The sequence below is a fragment of the Streptomyces fructofermentans genome, assembly GCF_014651055.1.
Taxonomy (GTDB): Bacteria; Actinomycetota; Actinomycetes; order Streptomycetales; family Streptomycetaceae; genus Streptomyces; species Streptomyces fructofermentans.
In genome coordinates, this window is the sequence record NZ_BMWD01000020.1 from 14,099 (window position 1) to 35,930 (window position 21,832).

Genomic DNA, 21,832 nt, shown 5'->3' on the forward strand with positions numbered 1-21,832 from the left:
CACCCGGACCTCACGGCACCGGTGGTGCCCCTCACCCGAAGCTAGGAGAACCCCGTGTACATAGGCCTGGGTACCGTCGTCCTGATCATCGTCGTCGTCGCCGTCGTCATGATGCTGCGCCGCCGCTGACCGCCGTCCCGCACGCCCGTGACGCGGCGCCGGCCCGCCCCTGGCTCCCCTCCCCGGGCGGGCCGCGCACGGCCCCGGTCCGCCACGCCGGCGGCACCGCCGAGGAACCGCTCACCGGCGGACCGCCGTTGGGCCCCTGCGGGCCGCCCGCGAGCACTTCGCCGGGTCCCGGGACCGCGGTTCGGCCCGGCTCCGGAAAACCGGGCGCCCGATATCCGCGTACGGGCGGCGGGCGGGGGTACGCGCCTCCTGTCGGGCTCCAGAAGCCGGCATCGGCCGGAGGTCGGACGACCGGGGAGGGATCCGCCATGACGGCGACCCAGACGACAGGTACAACGGGCACGACAGGCACAACGGCCGCGGCACGCGCCGCGGAAGCCGCGGAGGCGACGGGAGCGGCGCCGGGGCGGGCGGCCGAGCTGCCGGAGATCGCCGATCCGTCACAGGTGGCCCCGAAGGACGCCAGGCAGCTCACCAGGATGTTCCTGGACCGGCTGGCCGTCCTGGAGGAGGGCACGCCGGAGTACCAGTACGCGCGCAACACCCTGGTCGAGATGAACGTCTCGCTCGTCCGCTTCGCCGCGGCGCGCTTCCGCAACCGGGACTCCGGTCAGATGGAGGACGTCGTCCAGGTCGGCACCATCGGCCTCATCAAGGCCATCGACCGGTTCGACCTCACCCGCGAAGTCGAGTTCACCTCCTTCGCCATCCCCTACATAGTCGGCGAGATCAAGCGGTTCTTCCGCGACACGTCCTGGGCCGTCCACGTCCCCCGGCGCCTCCAGGAGGCCCGGATCGCGCTCGCCAAGGCCACCGAGGAACTGCGGAGCCGGCTCGGCCGCACCCCCACCGTCGCCGAACTGTCCCAGCTGATGTGCCTGACCGAGGAAGAGGTCAACGAGGCCCGGCTGGCCTCCAACGGCTACGCCTCGTCCTCGCTGGACGCCGCCATCAGCACCGGTGACGACGGCGAGACCGCGCTGGCCGACTTCCTCGGCGCCGACGACACGGCCCTCGAACTGGTCGAGGACTTCAACGCCCTGGCCCCGCTGATCGCCGGACTCGACGAACGGGAACGGCGCATCATCCACATGCGGTTCATCGAGGAACTCACCCAGGCCCAGATCGGCGAACGCCTCGGCGTCTCCCAGATGCACGTCTCCCGTCTGCTCAACCGGACGCTCGCCCGGCTGCGCGAGGGCATGCTCACCAGCGCCTGAGCACCCGCCGCCTGAGCACCCGCCGCCGGAGCACCCGGCGGTCGCCCCGCGCCGGACCGTGGTGGCGCGTTCGAGGACGGTGACGCTGCGACCGCGCCGGACCGTGGTGGAGCGTTCGGTGAAGTGGTCGCGCAGGACACGCAGTTTGGCGCGGTCGCGGGCGTTGCGGGCGGCTCCTCCCGCCGCGTCGCCGACCAGGACGACACGCCGCTCCGCCAGCAGCGCGCGGGCGACGCCGGCCGCGTCCGCCTCGACACCGTGCAGGGTCGCGGACCCGGTGGCGCTCCGGGCGAGCGCCACGTCGCGCAGCCCCCGGAAGGCGTCCGGTGCCACCAGCGCGGTGTCGCGCCGGGCCGCCGGCAGGAAGACGACCGCGCCGCCCGGTCCCCGTACCTCCTCGACCGCGGCCGCCGCCGCCAGGACGTCGTCGACACGGCTGCGCGCGTCGCGGACGTGCTGTTCGACGGGGAGCAGGGCGAGGAAGGCGACCGCGGTCACGGCGGCGAGCGCAACTGCGGGGCGCCGGACACCGCGGCGCGTGGCGAGCGCGGACAGCGGTGCGCCGAGCAGGAGCGCGAGGCCGACGTACGCGAACAGCACGTAGCGGCCGACGTACAGGGGCTGCCAGGTCAGCGACACGAGGAGCAGCGCCGCCTGCGGGACGACGCACAGCGGGACGGCCACCGAGGCCGGGCTCGGCCCGCGCGTCGCGGCCCCGGTCGGGCCCGCGGGTTCGCGCGCGCGGCGCGGGAGCGCGCAGCCGCCGGCCGCGAGGACGGTGGCGGCGACGGCCCACAGCGCGCCGGGGGAGGTGGGCCGTATCCAGGCGACCTGCCCGGACTGGCCCCGGCTGGCCAGGACGAGGGGCAGGGCTCCGAGGACGGCCGCGCCGGCCGCGAGGAGCCAGCCCGCCCCGACCCGGCGGCGGGGCCGGGCGAGGGCGAGCGTGACGGCGTGGGCCGGCAGCACGAGCAGGGAGAACCAGTTGAGCAGCGCGCCGAGCAGGACGGCGGCGGCGTACGCGCCCCAGGTCCGGCGGCGCGGGCGGTGCAGCCCGGCCACCAGCAGCCGGGAGGCCAGCGCGACGGCGGCGGTCACCATCGCGTACGGGCGGCCCTCCTGGGCGTACGTCTGGAGGGCGGGCAGCAGCGCGAGCGCCAGGCCCGCCCCGAGTCCGGCCCACCGGCCCGCGAGCCGGGCGCCCAGATCCGCGGTGAGGGCGGCCGTCGCGGCCATGGCGAGGACGGACGGCATCCGCAGGGCCGTGAGGCTGTCGCCGAACACCTCGAACACCAGGTGCATGAAGGCGTAGTACAGGCCGTGGACGACGTCCGCGTGGCCGAGCAGGCGCCAGATCTCGGGCAGGCCGCGGTGGGCGACCTGCCAGGTGGCGGCCTCGTCGCGCCACATGCTGTCCTGGCGGGTGATCCCCCACAGGCCGAGGGCGAGCGCGAGGCCCGCCGGCACGGCCGCCGTGAGCGCCCGGCCCGGCACCGGCCGGGCGGCACCCGGTCGCCCGGACGGCCCGGGCACGGTCGCCCGCGGGCGGGGCGGGGTGACCGGCGGGCGGGGCGGGGTGCCCCGGGACACCGCGCGGGTCGGCATGCGTGGTCCCGTGCCGGCTCAGGCGGTGGCGGGCAGCGGCGAGCGGCTCACCCGTATCTTCGACTGGCCGTGCGGTCGCTCCTCCCAGTCCTCCATGAAGGACGCGTGCAGTCCGTGCCCCCGTGCCAGGGCGAGCAGTGTCTCGGTGCGGTAGTAGAAGTCCTCGCGCAGCACCTGGTGTTCGGCGCCCTCCGTGCGGTCGAAGGTGAAGTCGAAGAACCCGGTGGGCGCCAGCACCCGGCCGACGTGCCCCAGGCACTCGTCGATCACGTGGAGCGGCGAGTGCGAGAAGACGCTGTGCGCGTGGATGACGTCGAAGTGGTCGTCGGGCAGGAAGTCCAGCGTGAGGTCGCCGGTGATGGTGAGGTGGGGCAGCTTGTCCTGGAGCCCGCGCTCGGCCAGCGTCTCCTTGGCGGCGATCAGGATGTCGGGCGAGATGTCGATGCCGTAGTAGTTGCCGGCGTCGAGGTGGCCTATGAAGCGCCAGCCGCCGCGCAGGTTGCCGCAGCCGATGTCGAGCATGCGGTGCTCGGGCCGCAGTCCGTGCTCGACGAGGTAGTCGAACTGCATCCGGCCGAGCGCCAGCCAGCGGTCGTGGCTCCGGCTGCCGACCGCGGCCTCCGGGTCGCGGCGGGTGTCCGAGGCCATCACGGCCCGGTAGTAGCCGATGTGGTCGGGGTGCTTCAGCCGCAGCCAGGCGTCCCTGCCCGCCCTGCGGACGTACGGGGTGACGCGGCCGGGATGGCGGAACGCGTAGCCGATCTTGTGGGTGAGGGCGGCGCGGTTGCTGCTGAGCTTCTTCGGTGACTTGGCGTCGGCGGGCATGGCGAAGCGACCTCCGTGCGAAAGGGCCCCGGAACGGTGGGTCCGGGTGGGAACCGATGGGAGTCCTCGGCGAGCGAGGTGAAGGGGGGATGGGGGGTCAGGGGGGTGAAGGTGTGTGAGGGGTGCCGGGTGCACAAGGCCCGGTGGTGGTGGGGTCCGGGGGTTCAGGGGCCCGGGGTGATGGGGCCCGGTGGTGGGGCAGGCCGGGGGGAATCGGGGGGCGCGCCGGAGCCGGCGGGAGGACCGCCGCGGCTCCGGTGCGCCCTCGGGTCAGACGCGGCGGCGCAGCAGGAGCACAGTGGCGGCCACGCACAGCACGGCGAGTCCGCCGAGGACCGCGGTGTCGGTCCACTGGAAGGCCCAGAAGTCGCTCGCCGGGTTCGCCTCGTAGAAGCGGGCGACATAGCCCTTGTCCGCCATGCACTCCTCCAGCCGGTTGCCCGACGGGAAGGGGCAGTTCAGTACGTCGTCCTTGCGGCCGGAGGCGGTGGTCAGGCCGTAGTTCCCGGTCGACCACTTGTCGCCCATCAGCGGCTTGGGGACGCTGCCGGGACTGGTGTAGACGTGCGGCGGAACCATCAGGCGCGCCCTGTGCGCCCACTCCAGCAGGAGCGTCACGGCTCCGGTCGCCAGCAGGGTCAGGCCCATCGCGGCCAGCACCCGGCGGGCCAGCAGACCGAGCAGGGTGCCGGCCGCCAGGCCGAACAGGGCGGCCGCGACGACCCGCGGTCCGGAGCCGCTCAGGGCCGGGGCCTCGTACCAGAACAGGCCGTAGCTCCGGTCGGCGGCGGGCTGCCACCACCACGCGAACACGCCCGCGAACAGGCCGGAGAGGGCCGTCGTGGCCACCGCGGCCAGGGCGAACCGGGACGCGAACCACTGTCCGCGGCCCACTCCCTGGGTGAGGACCGTGCGGTGGGTGCCCAGTTCGCGGTCGCGGCCCAGGAGCGGGGCTCCCCAGAAGACGCCCATCAGGAGGGGCAGGGCCATGTTCAGCGCCCCGAGATACCGCAGCGGCTCGATGTCCAGCAGCAGGACCGAGCCGATGTCGTCCCTGGTGCAGTGGAGCGGGCCGGGGCCGCAGTGGTCGAACAGGCCGCTGTCCAGGTCGGCCAGGATGCCGTCGCGGTGGTACGCGGCCAGGGCGGCGACGACGGCCAGGACGGCCGAGGCCACGCCGACGAGTACGCGCTGCTGCCGCCACGCGAGCCAGAGGGTGCCGTTCACGCCGCCTCCTCCGTCCGTCCGCCGGGATCGGACCCGGTCCGGAGGTGGCCGACCAGGATGTCCTCCAGGCTGGGCCGCTCCACGTGCCAGTCACCGCTCAGCGGTCCGTGCCGCCTGACCAGGGCAGTCGTCTGCCGGCCGCCGTCCCTGCGGTCGACGACGGTGTGCCGTGCCGCGAGCTCGTCGGCCCGGTCGGCGTGGCCCGTCAGGACGACGTGATCCCCCCGCAGCGCGTCGACGTCCTCGCTCAGCTCGATGCGCCCGTCCCGCAGGAGGAGTACCCAGTCGCAGGTCTGCTCCAGGTCGGGCAGCACGTGCGAGGACAGCACGATCGTGGTGCCGCGCTCGGCCGCGTCGGCCATCAGGGCCGCCATGATCCCGCCCCGTGCGACGGGGTCGAGGTCGGCCATCGGCTCGTCGAGCAGCAGCAGTTCGGGCCGCTTGCCGAGCGCCAGGGCGAGCGCGACACGGGTGCGCTGCCCGGGCGACAGCTCGCCGACGCGGGCGTGCAGCGGGATGCCGCCCTCGCGGACGGTCCGCTCGGCGGTCGCCCCGTCCCACCGCGGGTTCAGCTTCTCGCCCATCAGCAGCGTGTCCGCCACGGTGAACCGGGGGTAGAGCGCCTTGTCCTGGGTGAGCAGGGCGACCCGGGTGCGCGCCTCGGGCGAGCCCGGTTCGGCGTCCAGCACACGGAGTTCCCCCGCGCTCGGCCGCAGCAGGCCGCCCGCCAGGTGGAGCAGGGTCGTCTTGCCCGCGCCGTTGCGCCCGACGAGGGCGACGACCCGGCCGGTGGGAACGGTGAACCCGCAGTCACGCAGAGGCCACGCGGCCCGTCTCCGGTACCGGAATCCGAGTCCTGTGGCCCGCAGGGCGGCCGGCGCGTCGGGCCCGGTCATGCGTCCTCCTCCGCCCGCTCCGGGTCGCCCGGGGCGCGGCTGTCTTTCGTGTCGTCGTGGGTGTCCAGGGCGGCGGTGACCAGGGCGAGGATGTCGGCCCTCTCAAGGCCGGCCGCCCGTGCGCGCGCCGTCCAGTCGGCGAGTTCCGCGCGCAGGGGGGAGTCGTCCTCCGCGCCGGGCCGCGCGAGCGACCGGGTCACGAAGGTCCCCAGTCCGCGGCGCAGTTCGACCAGACCCGCCTGCTCCATGTCGCGGTAGGCCCGCAGCACGGTGTTGGGGTTGATGGCGGTCGCCGCCACCACCTCCCGGGCCGTCGGCAGCTTGTCCCCGACCCGCAGCGTGCCCATCCGGAGCGCCCGTTCGGTCTGCTCCACGATCTGCACGTAGGCCGGTACGCCGCTGCTCCGGTCGATCCGGTACTCGACCACGTCACCTTCCAGGTTTCAGCGTGCTTCCATTAATGAATTAATACAAGCATGGTGAAGAGATGCGGGGATGTCAAACAACGACCCGCCCCCACGGTCCGGTCGCCGTACCCGCCGGACCCTCGTCCGGCACCCGCCCATGACGAAGGCCCAGGTCGTTGACCTGGGCCTTCGTCATCCGGAGGGGACGGCCGCGCGGGCGGACCGCGAGTGCGCGCCCCCGGGCCGGGGTGTCCGCGTCAGCGGCCGAAGGTGTCCGCGAACCTGCGCCCCTCGACGGTCGGGTAGCCGAAGTCCCTCGCGTCGAACGCCGTCGAGGACGCGCTCGTCAGGCCCGACGTGGTGCCCCGCAGGACCCAGGCAGCGCCGTCGTCGTACCCGCCGGGCACGATGTCCTCGCCGAACGCCCCGACCGCCAGGTCCGCGCGCCCGTTGCGGTTGATGTCGCGCAGCCGCAGCGAGGAGCCGAAGTGGTCGCCCGCCTCGGCGGCGCCGGGCACACCCGCGGTGGCCTGGTGGAAGGACTGGGCGCCGCTCGTGGTCAGGCCGCCCGCGCTGCCCTTCAGGAGGACGATGTTGCCGACGTTGCGGTGGCTGCCCACCGTCTCGTACGGCGCGCCGATCGCGACGTCCGCGCGTCCGTCACCGGTCGCGTCGCCCACCGCGACGGCCCATCCGAAGGAGTCGTACGGCTCGTCGGTGCCCGGGACGCCCGCGCTGGCCTGGGTGTACGTCCTGCCCGTGGCGGGCAGCCCGGTCCCGCTGCCGTACCGCACGGTGAACGAACCGCCCTGGCCCCCCGCCGTGTTGCCGGTGACCAGGTCGTCGTATCCGTCGCCGTTGATGTCACCGGCCGCCACGGCGGACGAGAAGGTGGCTCCGCCGACGGCCGCGCCCTCGGCCAGCACGGTGTAGTGGTGGCCGAGGTCGCCCGGGCCGCCCCGGAGCAGGCCCAGGTGGCTGCCGCCGCCGACCGAGGCCCGGCCGTGCACCACGAACGACGCGCCCGCGCTCCCGGAGAAGTGGCCGGCGACGACACCGTCGAGCTCCACGCCGTCGGGCAGGAAGTCGACCTCCGGCGCGATGGCGCCGTCCTGGGACAGGGGGCCCTCGCCGTAGTACCAGAAGGTGTCCTGCCCGACGACGACCAGGTTCTCCGCACCGTCGCCGTCGAGGTCGGCGAAGGCCGTGCCCTCACCGAAACCGACGGCCTCCTCGGACGGGGCGGTGAGCGCCGTACCGCCCGACGTGAACGGGCGCGCCCCTCCCCACACGACGGTTACCGAGCCCCGGGGCTTGCCCGCGACCTCCTCGCCGGGCGCGCCGACGATCAGGTCGGCGTAGCCGTCGCCGTTGACGTCGCCGCTGGTGACGTTCTCGCCGAACCGGTCCACGGACTCCGAGACTCCGGGCACGCCCGCCGTGTTCTGCGTGACGTTCACCGAACGCGCGGGGCCGACACCCGAGGCCGAGCCGAAGACGACGGTGACCGTGCCCCCGTCCGCCTTGGGGGTGCCGATGGCGAGGTCCCGGTAGCCGTCCCCGTTGAAGTCGTAGGACAGCACCGCCGGTGCCGCGCCCGCCGTCGGGGCGCCGAGCCCTGTGACGGCGAGGCCGGCGGCCGCGGCGACGGCCAGAGTACGTATGCGCAAGGTGATGCTCCCTGTCTGAGGAACCGGCGCCGGTCGAAGGCTTCGGTGACGTACGACCCCGAGGGCGGACGAAGGGTTGTACGGGAGCGGGCACGGGTCGGACGGGCGGGCGAACAGCGGGCGAACCGTGACCGGCGGGCGGCAGCGGCGAGCGGCGGCCACGGGACCGCCGCCCGCCGGCCGTCGGCCGACCGCCGGCCCGGAGCAGGCGGCCGGACGGTGTCAGCGGTAGTCGGGATTGGGGTCGTCGGGGTCGCAGCCCGCGTCCCACTGCGAGCGCTGGTTGCCGTACGCGGGCACGCCCCCGGCACGCTTGAGCAGGGCGGCGAGGTGCATCAGGTTCCAGGTCATGAAGGCGGTGTTGCGGTTGGTGAAGTCGTTCTCCGGTCCGCCCGAACCGGGGTCCAGGTAGGAGGGCCCCGGGCCCGCCGGACCGATCCAGCCCGCGTCGGCCTGCGGAGGGATCGTGTAGCCCAGGTGCTGGAGGCTGTAGAGCACGTTCATCGCGCAGTGCTTCACCCCGTCCTCGTTGCCCGTGATGAGGCAGCCTCCGACACGGCCGTAATAGGCGTACTGGCCTTGGGTGTTGAGCAGCCCGGAACAGCTGTAGAGGCGCTCGATCACCCGCTTGGTGACCGAGCTGTTGTCGCCGAGCCAGATCGGTCCGGCGAGCACGAGGACGTCGGCGGCCATCACCCGCTCGTACAGTTCCGGCCAGTCGTCGGAGGGTGCGCCGTGCTCGGTCATGTCCGGTTGGACGCCGGGGGCGAGGTCGTGGTCGACGGCCCGCACGAGGTCCGTGGCGACCCCCCGCGCCTCCATGATCCCCCTGCTCCTGGCGATCAGGCCCTCGGTGTGGCTGCGCTCCGGCGACCTCTTGAGCGTGCAGTTGACGAAGAGGGCGCGCAGGTCGTCGAACCGGAACGGGTCGTCGGCGGGGCCGGATTCGGCGGGCATGGGAACTCCTTCACAGATCGGCGGGCGGGCCCTGCCGGCACACGGCACGGGCTCCCGGGCAGCGTCCCGCGCGGCCGCGCGCGCGGGGCGGCGCGACGCACCGGCGGACGGGGGGTTCCACGGGGCGGGCCCGGGCGTGACCCCGTTCGGGAGGAGAGGGGGCGGCACGGGGCGTTCGGGGCGTGACCGTCCGGGGCCGAGATTTGACACGCAGTTAAATTACTGAACCGTAACCTACTGGCCGCTACCCGAGGTAACTCACCAGTAGGTACGGTCCGGACTACTTTCAAGCGGCTAGGCCGACCCGTGGGACGCGGGAGCGGCAGCACGCCGTCGCACTCCTTCACCTCCGCGTACCCCCGGGCCGGGACAGCCCGGGGGCGGCACGGGGAGGCCCCTTCCTGCCAGCCGCTCCACAGGAGGTTCGCCATGCCCGTACGCAGACGACTGCTGGCGGCGGCGGTCACCGCCGCCGCCTGCCTCGGCGCCCAGGCCCTCCCGGCCACCACCGCACTCGCTGCGGACGAGGTGGTGTCCCGGGGCGTCACCGTCCCCGCCTTCTACGACCCGCCGGCGGAGCTGCCCGCCGCCGACGGGGCCCTCGTCCGCACCGAACCGCTCAAGCAGGCCGCCGGGCTGCCCGGCAGGGCCACCCGGCTGATGTACAAGTCCACCGACTCGGCCGGCGGGCCCATGGCCGTCACCGGCGCCTACATCGAGCCGAGCGCCGCCTGGCGGGGCGGCGGCTCCCGGCCCCTCGTCGTGGTGGCACCCGGCACCATGGGCCAGGGCGACCAGTGCGCAGCGTCCCTCGGGCTGGAGCACCCGCTGACCCTCAACGGCACGACGGTGTCGGTCGGTTACGAGGACGTGGCGATCCACCGGCTGCTGGCGACCGGCGCCGCCGTGGTCGTCACGGACTACGCGGGACTCGGCACGACCGACCGGGTGCACACGTACGTCAACCGGGTCGACGAGGCCCACGCCGTGCTGGACGCCGTACGCGCGGCCCGTTCGCTCGACGGCGCGTCCGTGACCTCCGCGTCCCGGGTGGGTCTGTTCGGGTACAGCCAGGGCGGCGGGGCGACCGCCGCCGCCGCCGAACTCCAGCCGTCCTACGCCCCCGACGTGACGCTCGCCGGCACCTACGCGGGCGCACCGCCCGCCGACCTGACCCCGGTCACCAAGGCCATCGACGGCAGTGAACTGGCCGGTGCGCTGGGCTGGTCGCTCACCGGCTTCCTCCAGTCCGACCCGTCCCTGCGGCCCCTCGCGGAGGCGAGTCTCAACGCCAGGGGCAGGGCGGCCCTGGCCGATCTGTCCACCATGTGCGTCGGGGACGCCCTCCTCGCCCACGGGTACGCGAGGAGCACCGCGTGGACGGCCGACGGACGGTCCGTCAGCGACATCATCGCCGCCACCCCGCGGTTCCGGGCGTTCCTGGACAGCCAGCGCATCGGCACCATGAGGCCGTCCGGACCGGTCCGCGTGGCCACGGGGACGGCCGACGACCTCGTCCCGCACGGCCAGGCCCGTCGCCTCGCGGTCGACTGGTGCCGCCAGGGCGCCGACGTGACGTACGAGGCCGTCGTGCTGCCCGGTGTCGGCAGCGCCCTGCTCAACCACTTCGCGCCGCTCCTCACCGACCAGGGCGAAGCCGTCTCCTGGCTCACCGACCGGCTGTCCGGCAAGCGGGCCTCGTCCAACTGCTGGAGCATGCCCCTCCAGCCCTGACCGCCGCGGCCCGGGGCGGACGGTGGCCACGCCGGCCGTCCCGGGCCGCGGACGCCCGCTCCCGGGCCGGCCCGTCCGGGACGGCCCGGGAGGCTCCGGGCGCGGTGCGGACCGGGCCCGGCAGCCGCGGCGTACGGCGGTCACTCCACCGTGACCACCACCGAGTGCCGGCCGCTCGCGCCGTCCGGGACGGTCCGGGTGCGCCGGGCGGTCTGCACCTCGCCGGTGCCGTCGGTGGCGCGGACCGTGAGGGTGTGGCCGCCCCTGGTCGCCCGCCAGGGGAAGGACCACTGCCGCCAGGTGTCACGGGTGTCCTCGGCGGCGAGCCCGGCCCGCTGCCAGGGGCCGTCGTCGACGCGGACCTCGACCTTCGAGACGCCCCGGTGCTGGGCCCAGGCGACCCCGGCGACCATCACCGTGCCGGCCTCGGGACGGGCGAAGGGCCTGGGCGTGTCGATCCGGGACTGCGTCCTGACCGGGGCCCTGCGCGCCCACTTCCGCCTCACCCAGTACGCGTCGTAGGCGTCGAACGAGGTCAGCTCGATGTCCTCGATCCACTTGCAGGCGGAGACGTAGCCGTACAGGCCGGGCACCACCATCCGTACGGGGAAGCCGTGTTCGAAGGGCAGCGGCTCGCCGTTCATGCCGACGGCGAGCAGGGCGTCCCGGCCGTCCATGAGCTCCTCCACGGGGCTGCCGATCGTCATGCCGTCCACGGAACGGGCGACGAGCTGGTCCGCACGGCCACCCGCGGAGGGCGGCCGGACCCCGGCCTCGGCCAGCAGGTCGGCCAGCGGCACGCCGATCCAGCGGGCGTTTCCCACGTACGGGCCGCCGACCTCGTTGGACACGCAGGTCAGGGTGATGTCGCGCTCGATCAGTCCGCGGCGCAGCAGGTCGTCGAAGGAGAGGGTCACCGGCCGGGCCACTCCCCTGCCGTGGACGCGCAGCCGCCACGCCGCGGCGTCCACCCGGGGCACCACCAGGGCGGTGTCCACCCGGTAGAAGTCCTTGTTCGCCGTCACGAAGGGGCTGATCCCCGGGACCCGGAGCCGCGCGCCCCGGGGCACCGCCGGCGCCGGGGAGTCCGGGGCCGGCAGCAGCACCCTGCCGCGGGACGCGACGGCGTCCCGGGCCCGGGTGCCGTTCAGGGCCCGTCCCAGCGCCCCGGCGCCGGCGGAGGCCGCCGCGACGGCGCCGGCCGCGGCGACGAACCCCCGGCGGTCCCAGCCCCCGCGCCCCGCGGACGGTCCGGGGTCCTCCGGCGCCTGCGGCCCGTCCACCGACGGGGCCGGGTCGTGGCCGGGGGACGGGACGCCGGCGCGGCCCACGAGTACATGGAGGACCAGCGCGCCGGCGAGCGCGCCCGCGACCGAGGGCACGGCGTCGCCCGGGCCCGTCGAGTCCGGCCGGTTCGTGGCCGCGGCGGCGCCGACCAGCCCGAGGAGCAGGACACCGCAGGAGCCGGCGCGCCGGTGCCTCAGGGCGACCAGCCCGAGCACGACGGCGAGCAGGCCCAGCACGGCGAGGATGCCGAGCCGCAGGACGAGCTTGTCGTCGGCGCCGAACGTGCGGATCGCCCAGTCCTTCACGGCGGCGGGCGTGCGGTCGATCGCCGCGCCGCCCACGGCGACGAGGGGCCCGGCCTCGGGCCGCACCGCCGCCGACACCAGCTCGGCGACGGCGAGCGACGCGCAGCCCGCCAGGACTCCGCTCAGCGCGGCCCGCACGGGGCGCATCGGGTCGTGGTGCCTTCGAGGATCGTTCGGTACGTCCGTCACACCGGGAATCCGAGTCCGGACGCCTCCCGGATTGGCCTCTCACCCCACGGAACGAACCCTCCTGCCCTCCGGCCGGTGGCAGGCCCCGCCCGGGCACCGGACCCGTACGCGCGTACGCCGTCTCGCACAGGCGGCACAAACCGCCCGGTTTCCTTCGCGACCCCGGAGTGCCGCGTCCCGAACCGGGTCGCACGGGACCGGCCACCGGAGTAGACATAAGGACATGAACGACCGTGATGCGCCTGGTGGCAGGCCCGGCGGCATCGAGATCGACTTCCGTCAGGTCTTCCAGGCCCTGCCCAGTCCCGTGCTGCTGCTCGGCCCCGACCTCGTGATGATCGACGCCAACCGGGCGTACGTGGCGGTCAGCGGCCGCGGCGTCGACGAGCTGCGCGGACGGATGATCTTCGATGTGTTCCCCGACAACCCCGACGGCCGGACCAAGGGCGCCCGGAGCCTGCGCGCGTCCCTGGAACGGGTGCTGGCCACCGGGGAGCGGGACAGCATGGCCCTCCAGAAGTACGACGTGGAGGTGCCCGGCCGGCCCGGGGTGTTCGCGGAGCGCTACTGGAGCCCGGTCAACATCCCGGTCCTCGACGACGAGGGCCGGGTGGTCCTCGTCGTCCACCGGGTCGAGGAGGTCACCGCCCTGGTCAACGCTCAGGCGGCCGCCGCGGCGGGACCCGGAGGCGTCCTCAGCCGCAAGGACGCCATGGCCGCCGACCTGCTCACCCGGTCGCTGGAACTCCAGGAGATCAACGAGGAGTTGCGCACGGCCCACGCCCGTACGCACCAGGTCGCCGTCATCCTCCAGCGCGCCATGCTGCCCGGCACCGCGCTCCCGCACCCCTTCGCCGCCGTGCGGTACCGGCCGGCGGCCGGCTTCCTCAACGTCTGCGGCGACTGGTACGACCTCTTCGACCTGGGCACGGACCGGCTGGCCGCGGCGGTGGGCGACGTCGTGGGGCACGGGCTGGAGGCCGCCGGGGTCATGGGCCAGCTGCGCAGCGCGCTGTGCGCCGCGGTCCGCGCCACCGGCCGGCCGGCCGCCGCGCTCACCACGCTGGCTCAGCACGCGCACACCGTCGAAGGGGCACTCGCCACGACCGTCGTGCAGGCCGTCATCGACCGTGCCGGGCGCACGATCACGTACAGCCGCGCCGGCCATCCACCGCCGCTGCTGGCCCGTCCCGACGGAGGGGTCGACGTGCTCGACGCGGTGGTCGATCCGCCCCTCGGGGCGGGCGACGACACACTGCCGAGGACGCAGGCGACCGTGCCCTACCCCGCCGGGTCGACCCTCGTGCTCTACAGCGACGGACTGATCGAGCGCCGTGACGAGGACATCGACCTCGGCCTGCGCCGCCTCTGCGACAGCGTCGGGCGGCACCACGCGCTGGGGCCGGAGCAGCTCGCCGACGCCGTGCTCGCCGACCTGCTCCCCGACTCCCCGGACGGGCCCGGCGGACTCGGCGGGCTCGACGGGCTCGACGGGCTCGACGGACCGGACGACGACACGGCGCTCGTGGTCATCCGGCTGTGAACGGCCGCCGGACGCGTGCGGCCCCGGCCTCCCGGCGGGAACGGCCGCCGGACGCGTGCGGCCGTCCGGCCCGCGGGGAGGCGCGCGGAGTCCCGGGGCCTCACACGGCCCCGGAGCCCGAGGCCATCGCCGGCGCCGGTCCGACCAGTTCGGACAGGACGTCCTCCATCGTGACGAAGCCGAGCACCTTGCCCGCCTCGCCGGTGACCGCCGCGAGGTGACTGCCCGTGGCCCGCAGCGCGGTGAGGGTGTCGTCGAGAGGCGTGTCGATGCGGACGCGGGTGACGGGGTGCAGGGCGCCGCGCGGGAACGGGCGGTCCCGGTCGGTGACGCCGAGGGTGTCCTTGATGTGCAGGTAGCCGAGCAGCGTGCCGTCCTCGCCGGTCACGGGGAAGCGGGAGAAGCCCGCCTCGGCCGCCGCGCGCTCCAGCCGCGCCGGGGTGACGTCGTGGCCGACGGTGCGCATCCGCTGGGCCGGCACGAGGATCTCGCCGACCGGGCGGGTGCCCAGCTCCAGGGCGTCGCGCAGCCGTTCGCCGTCGGCCGCGGTCAGCAGTCCCGCCTCGCTGGAGTCGACGACCATGCGGGCGAGCTGGTCGTCGGTGAACGCCGACTCCACCTCGTCCCTGGCCTCGACCCGCAGCAGCCTGAGCAGGACGTTGGCGAAGGCGTTGATGCCGAAGACGAACGGCTTGAGCGCCCGGGTGAGGGCCACCAGGGGCGGGCCGAGCAGCAGCGCGGCCGGCACGGGCGCGGCGAGCGCGAGGTTCTTCGGGACCATCTCGCCGATCAGCATGTGCAGGTACGTCGCGACGGTCAGCGCGATCACGAAGGCGATCGGATGGACCAGCGCGTCGGGGACGCTCGCGGCCTCGAAGACGGGCTCCAGCAGATGCGCGATGGCCGGCTCGGCGACCGCGCCGAGCACCAGCGACGAGACCGTGATGCCGAGCTGGGCCGTCGCCATCATCGCGGAGATGTGCCGCAGGCCCCACAGGGTCATGCGGGCGCGCTTGTTGCCGTCCTGCGCGCGCGGTTCGATCTGGCTGCGGCGGACGGAGATCAGGGCGAACTCCGCGCCGACGAAGAACGCGTTGGTGAGCAGGGTCAGGGCGCCGATGGCCAGGTGCAGCGTGGTCATCGGGCCTCCTCCGTGATCGGGCGGGGCGGGGCGGTGATGCGGACCCGGTCGGCGCGGTGGTGCTCCACCCCGAGGACGGCGAGGCTCCAGCCGTCGACGTCGAGGACGTCGCCCTCGGCCGGGATGCGCGCGAGCCGGGTGGCGACCAGTCCCGCGACGGTCTCGTACGGGCCCTCCGGCGCGCGCAGGCCCGTGCCGGCCAGCTCGTCGAGCCGTACGGCGCCGTCGGCCTCCCAGGCCGCGCGGCCGTCCGGCCCGCTGGGAGCGGGCAGCAGGTGGGGGGCCTCGACGGGGTCGTGCTCGTCGCGGACCTCGCCCACGACCTCCTCGACGATGTCCTCCACCGTGACCACACCCGCCGTGCCGCCGTACTCGTCGATGACGACGGCCATGGTGCGGGCGGTGCGCATCCGCTCCAGGAGCCGGTCGGCGGGCAGGCTGTCGGGCACCAGCAGCGGGCCGGTGGCCAGCGCGGTGACGGGGGTGACGGCGCGCCGGGCGGGCTCCAGGGCGAGGACGTCCCTGATGTGGACCGTGCCGATGACCTCGTCCAGGCTGTCGCGGTAGACCGGGAAGCGGGACAGGCCGGTGGCGTGAGTGAGGTTGGCGGCGTCGGCGGCCGTGGCCCGCGCCTCCAGCGCCCTTACGTCCACGCGGGGCGTCATCACGTTCTGCGCGGTCAGCTCGCCCAGGTGCAGCGTACGGACGAACAGCTCGGCGGAGTCCGGCTCCAGCGAGCCCTGCGCGGCCGAGTGCTGTGCCAGCGCGACCAGTTCCTCGGGGCCGCGGGCGCTGGCCAGTTCCTCGGCGGGCTCCAGGCCGAAGCGGCGCACGAAGCGGTTCGCCGTGTTGTTGAGGTGCCGGATGAACGGCCCGAACGCGGCGGTGAAGCCGCGCTGCGGACCCGCGACCACCTTGGCCACGGCCAGCGGGCGCGAGATCGCCCAGTTCTTGGGGACCAGCTCGCCGACGACCATCAGGACGACGGTGGAGACGACCACGCCCAGCACGGTCGCCGCGACCGACGCGGTGGCACCCAGGCCGGCCGCCGTCAGCGGGCCCTCCAGGAGCGTGGCGAGGGACGGCTCGGCGAGCATGCCGATCACCAGCGAGGTGACCGTGATGCCGAGCTGCGCCCCGGACAACTGGAACGTCAGCCGCCGCACGGCCCTCAGCGCTCCGTCGGCGCCCCGCTCGCCCGCCTCGACGGCCCGCTCCAGATCACCGCGCTCGACGGTGGTCAGTGAGAACTCCGCCGCGACGAACAGCGCGCAGGCGAGGGTGAGCAGGAGGGCCAGCAGGAGCAGCAGGACCTCGGTCACCGTGCCACCCCCGTCTCCCCGGTCAGCGCTCTCGGGCAGGGAATGGCACGGCTGGTACTGGGAGGTTCACCCATCGCGGAACCGTCGCTCCTCACTCGTCTTCGAAGATCGTTCCGATACGTCCCGTCCAGTGTAAAGGAATCGCAAAGTGGGGACAGGGGCGCGGTGGGAATCGGCGGCCCGGTCCGCCCGCGCTTCCCGCGGGGCCGCGTTCAGCGGGCCGGGCGCACGAGGGCGGGACCGCGCGGCCCCGGGACGACGGGACCGCGGGGGCCGGTCATGATCACGCAGCCTAACCTTCTACACATACGTAGAACTTGAAGTACCCGCACACGAAGGAGTGGACCCCTCGATGGCGTTCAAAAGGCTGCTCGCACCGCTCGGCGTGGGCGGACCCACGGTGGACACGCTCCTCGACGCGGGTGCGGCCCGGCCCGGCGGCACCCTGTCGGGCCGGGTCCGGCTCCGGGGCGGCGGGGCGGACCTCGACATCGAGCACCTCACGCTGGAACTGGTGGCGGGCGCCGGGGACGAGCACGAGGGCTCCGAGGGCTCCGGGGACTCCCGGGAAGCCGGAGAGGCCGGGGGCTCCCGGGAGTCGGGAGAGGCCGGGGAAGCACCGGGGCGCCGGGGCGGCGGGGAGCACGCGAGGGAGCGGGGCGCCCGCGCGGTCGTCTTCGGCCGGATCGCGGTCGGTGGCGGCCTCCGCCTCGCGGCGGGCGCGGAGCACGCGATCCCGTTCCGGGTCGCGCTGCCGTGGGAGACCCCGGTCACCGAGCTGTACGGACGGGACCTGGGCATCGCCCTCGGGGTACGCACGGAGGTGTCGGCCGGCGGGGAGCGTGACCGTGGCGGCCCCGCCCGGCTGGACGTCGGGCCGCTGCCCGTCCAGGAGGCGGTCACGGAGGCACTCGGACGGCTCGGCTTCGGCTTCCGCTCCGCGCACCTGGAACCCGGCCGCGTCGGCGGCACGGGCCAGCAACTGCCCTTCCGGCAGGAGCTGGAGCTGACGCCGTCCGCCGCGTACGCGCACGCGGTCAACGAGATCGAGCTGACCTTCCTCGCCGGCCCCGCCGGCACGGAGGTGGTCCTGGAGGCGGACAAGCGCGGCGGCCCCCTCTCCTCCGCCGACGACGCGCTGGCCCGGTTCACCGTCCCCCACGAGGGGGTCGGCCGGCAGGACTGGAGCACCCTGGTCGACGGATGGATACGGCAGCTCGTCGAGCACCGGGAGGCGTACGTCCCCGACGCCGCGTACGGGCACGACGGCCCGCGGCAGCACGCCGGGGCCGGAGGCCGCGGAGTCTCCGCCCCGGCACTCGCGGCGGGTCCGGCCGGCGGCCTCTCGGCGGCCGTGCTCCTCGACGAGGCGGGCGACTTCTTCGAGAGCGGTCCGGGCCTCGGGGGAGCCGAGGGGTAGCCCGCGGGGCGGCCGCCCCGCCTCGGCCCGCGGGCTCACCAGGGCGTCGCGGCGCGCCGTATCAGGACCGTCGTGGCCGTGCGGCCGACCGCGGTGCGCAGCGGCCGCAGAAGCGGGCCGGCGTGCGCCGCCAGGCGCACCGCGAGCAGGTACCGGTGGCGCCCGGCCGCCAGATGCGGCCGCTCAGGGGCGAACAGCGCACCGGCACTCGACCGGCTCAAGCCGGGAGAGCATGCCCGTGGAGACCACGACCCGGCCGCGCGTGCCCGCGAGTCCGTGCCCGCGCACGGCCGTCCGTCCCCGTCCCCCCGCCGGGCTCCCGCGGGTGCCGGCCCACGACAGTCCGGCGCCGGTCGCGGCGCGCGACGCCGGGGAGCGCGTACGCGTACGGCCCGTCGTCCGGCAGCACCGCCACCTGCGTGCCGGGCAGGCCCGCCGCACCTGCGGGTCCGGCCGGCCGTCGGGAGCGGACTGCCCGGCGGCTGCGCGCTGCCGACGACCACCGGCAGCCCCGGACTCACGGTGCCGCACACGCCCCGACCACGGCCACGCCGGTCGGCAGCCGGGTGGCGGTCCGCGGACGCAGCCGGATCTCGGCCGGCCCCGCGACCGGCCAGGCCGCGAGCGGCAGCACCAGCGGCAGCGGCCGGAGGTCGAACACCCCCAGGCGCGCTCAGACTTCCCGTTCCGCCGACCGGCCGAGCAGCTCGCGCAGCAGTTGCTCGTCGTCCGGCTCCAGGGACGTCACGAAGCTGGCGAGCACGGCCTCCCGGTCGGGTTCGCCGTCCAGCACCTTGCGCATCCTGCGCGCGGCGAGGCCCGCCTCGTCGGAGGCGGGGGTCCAGGCGAAGGAGCGGCCCTCCCGTTGGCGGGTCACCGCGCCCTTGTCCAGCAGCCGGGTGAGGATCGTGATCACGGTCGTGTAGGCGAGGTCGCCGCCGAGCCGCTCCTGCACCCAGCCCGCCGTCGCGGACCGGTCGGCCTCGCGCAGGGCCGACAGGACCTGCGCCTCCAGCTCCCCCTGCCCCCGCCGCCGGGAACGCCGCCGGTCCGTCACGTCCTGTCTCCCTTGCGTGGCCGAGTCCGTCACCGAGTCCGTGGCCGAGCGCCCCATCGTAGAAGCCGCGGTGCCCCGGGCCGTCCGTACGACCTGACCCCCTTCCACATTTTCTACAGTGCTGTAGTTTTTCAGTCCCGGGCCCGTGGTCCCGCACCGCGGGCCCCGACCGTACGCACCGAACAAGGAGATCAGCGTGGGAGTTTCCCTGTCCAAAGGCGGCAATGTCTCGCTCAGCAAGGAGGCGCCCGGACTGACCGCCGTGCTGGTGGGTCTCGGCTGGGACGTGCGCACCACGACGGGCACCGACTACGACCTCGACGCCTCGGCGCTGCTCGTCGACGCGGCGGGCAAGGTCCTCTCCGACCAGCACTTCATCTTCTACAACAACCTGAAGAGCCCCGACGGTTCGGTGGAGCACACCGGTGACAACCTCACCGGTGAGGGCGAGGGCGACGACGAGTCCGTCAAGGTGAACCTGGCGGCCGTGCCCGCCGAGGTCGCGAAGATCGTCTTCCCCGTGTCCATCCACGACGCCCAGAACCGCGGCCAGAGCTTCGGCCAGGTCCGCAACGCGTTCATCCGGGTCGTGAACCAGGCCGGCGGCGCCGAACTCGCCCGCTACGACCTGTCCGAGGACGCCGCCACCGAGACCGCCATGATCTTCGGCGAGCTGTACCGCAACGGTGCCGAGTGGAAGTTCCGCGCGGTGGGCCAGGGCTACGCGTCCGGACTGGCGGGCATCGCCGCCGACTTCGGCGTCAGCGTCTGACCGCGTCCGGCTCCGCCGAGAAGACAGGAACCGCATGTTCGGGCTGAGTGAACTCGCCGTCGTGCTCGTCGTCGTCATCGTCGTCCTGGCCATCAGGAAGGGCCCGGACCTGGCCCGCTCCGCCGGCAAGTCGGCCCGCATCCTCAAGGCCGAGGCAAGGGCGGCGAAGGAGGCCGGACAGGGCACCGCGCCCGAGCCGGTCCCGGGCCCGCGCGTCGTCACGGGCGAGACACTCCCGCCGGCCGGCGAAGCGGCGGCCCGTCCCGTGCGGGACGAGGCGAAGGACGGGTGACCTCCGGGGCACCCGTCCCCCGCCGGTAGGCGGCCCCGTCCGGCCGTTCCTCCGCCGGACCGGGGCGGACGGCCGCGGTGGCCCGGGCGGCGCCCCGTGAGTGCCTGCCGCCCGCGAGCCGTGGTCCCGCGCGGGCGGACGGCCCGGACGGACCCCCGGCCGGGCGCCGGGCGCGCACGGCGGGCGGACCGGGGCCGGGCCGAGTGGCCGGCCCCACGCCCCGCGCGACCGGGACGGCACCGCCGGGCGCGCCCGGCGGGAGAGCCGCCGCCCTCGTCTGCGACCGACCCGCGCCGACCCGCGCCGTCAGGCGCACCGCTGGGGCCCGGGGGACGAGCACCTACGCCCCGGCCCGTCCGACCCGTGACCGGACCGGGGCCCGGGCTCACCGAGGCACCGGTCGCCCCCCTGGAAGCGGGCCACGGCCCCCGCCGCGCCGGAACACCGGGCGGGGTCCGCGCCAACTCCGGGCGCCCGGGCGGAAACGGCACGGCTCACGTCGGCGCACGCGCCCCGAACACCCTGCGTACCGAAGCCCGGAGAGCCTCCGCCGGGCCGACCGGGACCGGGTGGACGCCGGTGGGTCAGGCGACCTCGTGCGGGGTCTCGGACACGGACTCCCGTACGGGCTCCCCGGCCGCCGCGGACGGCTCCGGGGCGGGCCCGCGGTTCCGGCGGCCCGTCAGGAGCGTGGCCAGCGGTTCGGTGTACCGGGCGGTCAGCGGACCGAGGATGACCAGGATCAGCACGTACGCCGTGGCCAGCGGACCGAGCGCGGGCTCGATGCCCGAGGTGACCGCGAGTCCGGCGATGACGATGGAGAACTCGCCCCGCGCCACCAGCGTGCCCCCCGCGCGCCAGCGGCCCTTGGCGGAGATCCCGGCGCGTTTCGCCGCCCAGTAGCCGGTGGCGATCTTCGTGCCCGCGGTGACGACCGCCAGCGCGAGGGCGGGCAGCAGCACGGGCGGGATGCTCGCCGGATCCGTGTGCAGGCCGAAGAAGACGAAGAACACGGCCGCGAACAGGTCGCGCAGCGGGGAGAGCAGACCGTGCGCGCCCTCGGCGACCTCGCCCGACAGCGCGATGCCCACCAGGAACGCGCCGACCGCCGCGGACACCTGGAGCTGCTGCGCGACTCCGGCGACCAGCAGGGTCAGCCCCAGCACGACCAGGAGCAGCTTCTCCGGGTCGTCGCTGGAGACGAAGCGGGAGATGTGGCGGCCGAAGCGGACGGCGACGACGAGGACGAGCCCGGCGACACCGAGCGCGATGGCCAGGGTCAGGCTGCCGGCGGCGATGCCGGCCCCGGCCAGCAGGGCCGTGATGATCGGCAGGTAGACCGCCATGGAGAGGTCTTCCAGGACCAGGATGCTGAGGATCACCGGGGTCTCGCGGTTGCCGAGCCGTCCCAGGTCGCCGAGGACCTTGGCGATGACCCCGGAGGAGGAGATCCAGGTGACTCCGGCCAGCACGACGGCGGCGACCGGGCCCCAGCCCAGCAGCAGCGCCATCAGCGCACCGGGCACCGCGTTCAGGGCCGCGTCCACCAGGCCCGCCGGGTACTGCGTCTTGAGGTTGGAGACCAGGTCCGACGCCGTGTACTCCAGGCCGAGCATGAGCAGCAGCAGGATCACGCCGATCTCGGCGCCGATCGCCACGAACTCCTCGCTGGTGCCCAGCGGCAGCAGCCCGCCCTCGCCGAACGCGAGTCCGGCGAGCAGGTAGAGGGGGATCGGGGAGAACTGGAACCGTCCGGCGAACCGGCCGAGCAGCCCGAGACCGAGGATGATCGCGCCGAACTCGATCAGGAAGACCGCGGATGAGTGCACAGGTG

17 protein-coding genes and 2 pseudogenes are annotated in these 21,832 nt (G+C 74.8%); 6 read left to right on the top strand and 13 right to left on the bottom strand.

The annotated features are described in order from the left end of the window. The first annotated feature begins 437 nt into the window (after positions 1-437). Entirely contained in the window at positions 438-1,349 is a 912-nt protein-coding gene (locus IE265_RS25030) for an RNA polymerase sigma factor SigF (protein WP_190038050.1), read from the top strand. A gap of 939 nt (positions 1,350-2,288) precedes the next feature. Here the strand turns inward: IE265_RS25030 and IE265_RS39140 are convergent. From IE265_RS39140 to IE265_RS25065, 7 genes and pseudogenes are all read right to left on the bottom strand, one after another. After that, positions 2,289-2,954 (bottom strand): annotated as a pseudogene (locus tag IE265_RS39140) (glycosyltransferase family 39 protein); the annotation flags it as partial. A gap of 18 nt (positions 2,955-2,972) precedes the next feature. Then, a complete protein-coding gene (locus tag IE265_RS25040; protein WP_190037936.1) occupies positions 2,973-3,779 on the bottom strand; it encodes a class I SAM-dependent methyltransferase in 807 nt (268 codons plus the stop codon). Between the two features lie 270 nt (positions 3,780-4,049). After that, the gene (locus IE265_RS25045; RefSeq protein ID WP_190037937.1) at positions 4,050-5,006 is read right to left on the bottom strand and encodes an ABC-2 membrane transporter-related protein; all 957 of its coding nucleotides are present in this window, start codon (positions 5,004-5,006) and stop codon (positions 4,050-4,052) included. Then, complete coding sequence (locus IE265_RS25050; protein WP_190037938.1) at positions 5,003-5,902, bottom strand: ABC transporter ATP-binding protein; 900 nt, start codon at positions 5,900-5,902, stop codon at positions 5,003-5,005. Before IE265_RS25050 ends, IE265_RS25045 begins: the two co-directional genes overlap by 4 nt. After that, positions 5,899-6,330 (bottom strand): GntR family transcriptional regulator, encoded by a 432-nt coding sequence (locus IE265_RS25055; RefSeq protein ID WP_229916492.1) that lies wholly within the window; start codon positions 6,328-6,330, stop codon positions 5,899-5,901. Before IE265_RS25055 ends, IE265_RS25050 begins: the two co-directional genes overlap by 4 nt. Before the next feature lie 236 nt (positions 6,331-6,566). Next, positions 6,567-7,979 carry an FG-GAP-like repeat-containing protein gene (locus tag IE265_RS25060; RefSeq protein WP_229916494.1) on the bottom strand — a complete coding sequence of 471 codons (1,413 nt, stop codon included), beginning with the start codon at positions 7,977-7,979 and terminating at the stop codon, positions 6,567-6,569. A gap of 222 nt (positions 7,980-8,201) precedes the next feature. Further along, a complete protein-coding gene (locus tag IE265_RS25065; protein WP_190037939.1) occupies positions 8,202-8,936 on the bottom strand; it encodes a flavodoxin family protein in 735 nt (244 codons plus the stop codon). 429 nt (positions 8,937-9,365) lie between these two features. On the opposite strand from IE265_RS25065, the gene IE265_RS25070 reads away from it, so the two are divergent. Beyond that, positions 9,366-10,670, top strand: a complete 1,305-nt coding sequence (locus tag IE265_RS25070) for a lipase family protein (RefSeq protein WP_190037940.1) — start codon at positions 9,366-9,368, stop codon at positions 10,668-10,670. A 140-nt stretch (positions 10,671-10,810) separates the two neighbouring features. On the opposite strand, the gene IE265_RS25075 is transcribed toward IE265_RS25070, so the two are convergent. Further along, complete coding sequence (locus IE265_RS25075) at positions 10,811-12,409, bottom strand: molybdopterin-dependent oxidoreductase (RefSeq protein WP_190038053.1); 1,599 nt, start codon at positions 12,407-12,409, stop codon at positions 10,811-10,813. A gap of 265 nt (positions 12,410-12,674) precedes the next feature. Here IE265_RS25075 and IE265_RS25080 point away from each other — a divergent pair, with 265 nt between their 5' ends. Beyond that, complete coding sequence (locus IE265_RS25080; protein ID WP_190037941.1) at positions 12,675-13,994, top strand: PP2C family protein-serine/threonine phosphatase; 1,320 nt, start codon at positions 12,675-12,677, stop codon at positions 13,992-13,994. Positions 13,995-14,094: 100 nt separating this feature from the next. Here IE265_RS25080 and IE265_RS25085 read toward each other — a convergent pair whose 3' ends face one another. Both IE265_RS25085 and IE265_RS25090 read right to left on the bottom strand, forming a co-directional pair. Next, complete coding sequence (locus IE265_RS25085; RefSeq protein ID WP_190037942.1) at positions 14,095-15,135, bottom strand: hemolysin family protein; 1,041 nt, start codon at positions 15,133-15,135, stop codon at positions 14,095-14,097. Beyond that, positions 15,132-16,457, bottom strand: a complete 1,326-nt coding sequence (locus tag IE265_RS25090) for a hemolysin family protein (protein WP_190037943.1) — start codon at positions 16,455-16,457, stop codon at positions 15,132-15,134. The genes IE265_RS25085 and IE265_RS25090 overlap by 4 nt, the downstream gene beginning before the upstream one ends. Positions 16,458-16,809: 352 nt before the next feature. Between IE265_RS25090 and IE265_RS25095 the strand changes: the two genes are divergently transcribed. After that, positions 16,810-17,877 (top strand): sporulation protein, encoded by a 1,068-nt coding sequence (locus IE265_RS25095; protein ID WP_190037944.1) that lies wholly within the window; start codon positions 16,810-16,812, stop codon positions 17,875-17,877. A 74-nt stretch (positions 17,878-17,951) separates the two neighbouring features. Here the strand turns inward: IE265_RS25095 and IE265_RS39350 are convergent. Beyond that, positions 17,952-18,544: pseudogene (locus tag IE265_RS39350) on the bottom strand (M48 family metalloprotease); the annotation flags it as partial. 6 nt (positions 18,545-18,550) lie between these two features. Continuing rightward, positions 18,551-18,934, bottom strand: a complete 384-nt coding sequence (locus tag IE265_RS25105; RefSeq protein WP_229916496.1) for a BlaI/MecI/CopY family transcriptional regulator — start codon at positions 18,932-18,934, stop codon at positions 18,551-18,553. 196 nt (positions 18,935-19,130) lie between these two features. Here IE265_RS25105 and IE265_RS25110 point away from each other — a divergent pair, with 196 nt between their 5' ends. Both IE265_RS25110 and IE265_RS25115 read left to right on the top strand, forming a co-directional pair. Beyond that, positions 19,131-19,706, top strand: a complete 576-nt coding sequence (locus tag IE265_RS25110; protein WP_190037947.1) for a TerD family protein — start codon at positions 19,131-19,133, stop codon at positions 19,704-19,706. Between the two features lie 34 nt (positions 19,707-19,740). Then, entirely contained in the window at positions 19,741-19,998 is a 258-nt protein-coding gene (locus IE265_RS25115) for a twin-arginine translocase TatA/TatE family subunit (protein ID WP_190037948.1), read from the top strand. Between the two features lie 584 nt (positions 19,999-20,582). Here the strand turns inward: IE265_RS25115 and IE265_RS25120 are convergent. Further along, positions 20,583-21,827, bottom strand: a complete 1,245-nt coding sequence (locus IE265_RS25120; protein WP_229916497.1) for a cation:proton antiporter — start codon at positions 21,825-21,827, stop codon at positions 20,583-20,585. Positions 21,828-21,832: the final 5 nt, after the last annotated feature.

What these genes read in the sequence shown, in the direction of transcription:
- IE265_RS25030 (WP_190038050.1), top strand. Translation starts at nt 438, where the DNA reads ATGACGGCGACCCAGACGACAGGTACAACGGGCACGACAGGCACAACG.
- IE265_RS25040 (WP_190037936.1), bottom strand. Translation starts at nt 3,779, where the DNA reads ATGCCCGCCGACGCCAAGTCACCGAAGAAGCTCAGCAGCAACCGCGCC.
- IE265_RS25050 (WP_190037938.1), bottom strand. Translation starts at nt 5,902, where the DNA reads ATGACCGGGCCCGACGCGCCGGCCGCCCTGCGGGCCACAGGACTCGGA.
- IE265_RS25065 (WP_190037939.1), bottom strand. Translation starts at nt 8,936, where the DNA reads ATGCCCGCCGAATCCGGCCCCGCCGACGACCCGTTCCGGTTCGACGAC.
- IE265_RS25070 (WP_190037940.1), top strand. Translation starts at nt 9,366, where the DNA reads ATGCCCGTACGCAGACGACTGCTGGCGGCGGCGGTCACCGCCGCCGCC.
- IE265_RS25075 (WP_190038053.1), bottom strand. Translation starts at nt 12,409, where the DNA reads ATGCGCCCCGTGCGGGCCGCGCTGAGCGGAGTCCTGGCGGGCTGCGCG.
- IE265_RS25080 (WP_190037941.1), top strand. Translation starts at nt 12,675, where the DNA reads ATGAACGACCGTGATGCGCCTGGTGGCAGGCCCGGCGGCATCGAGATC.
- IE265_RS25085 (WP_190037942.1), bottom strand. Translation starts at nt 15,135, where the DNA reads ATGACCACGCTGCACCTGGCCATCGGCGCCCTGACCCTGCTCACCAAC.
- IE265_RS25095 (WP_190037944.1), top strand. Translation starts at nt 16,810, where the DNA reads ATGGCGTTCAAAAGGCTGCTCGCACCGCTCGGCGTGGGCGGACCCACG.
- IE265_RS25115 (WP_190037948.1), top strand. Translation starts at nt 19,741, where the DNA reads ATGTTCGGGCTGAGTGAACTCGCCGTCGTGCTCGTCGTCGTCATCGTC.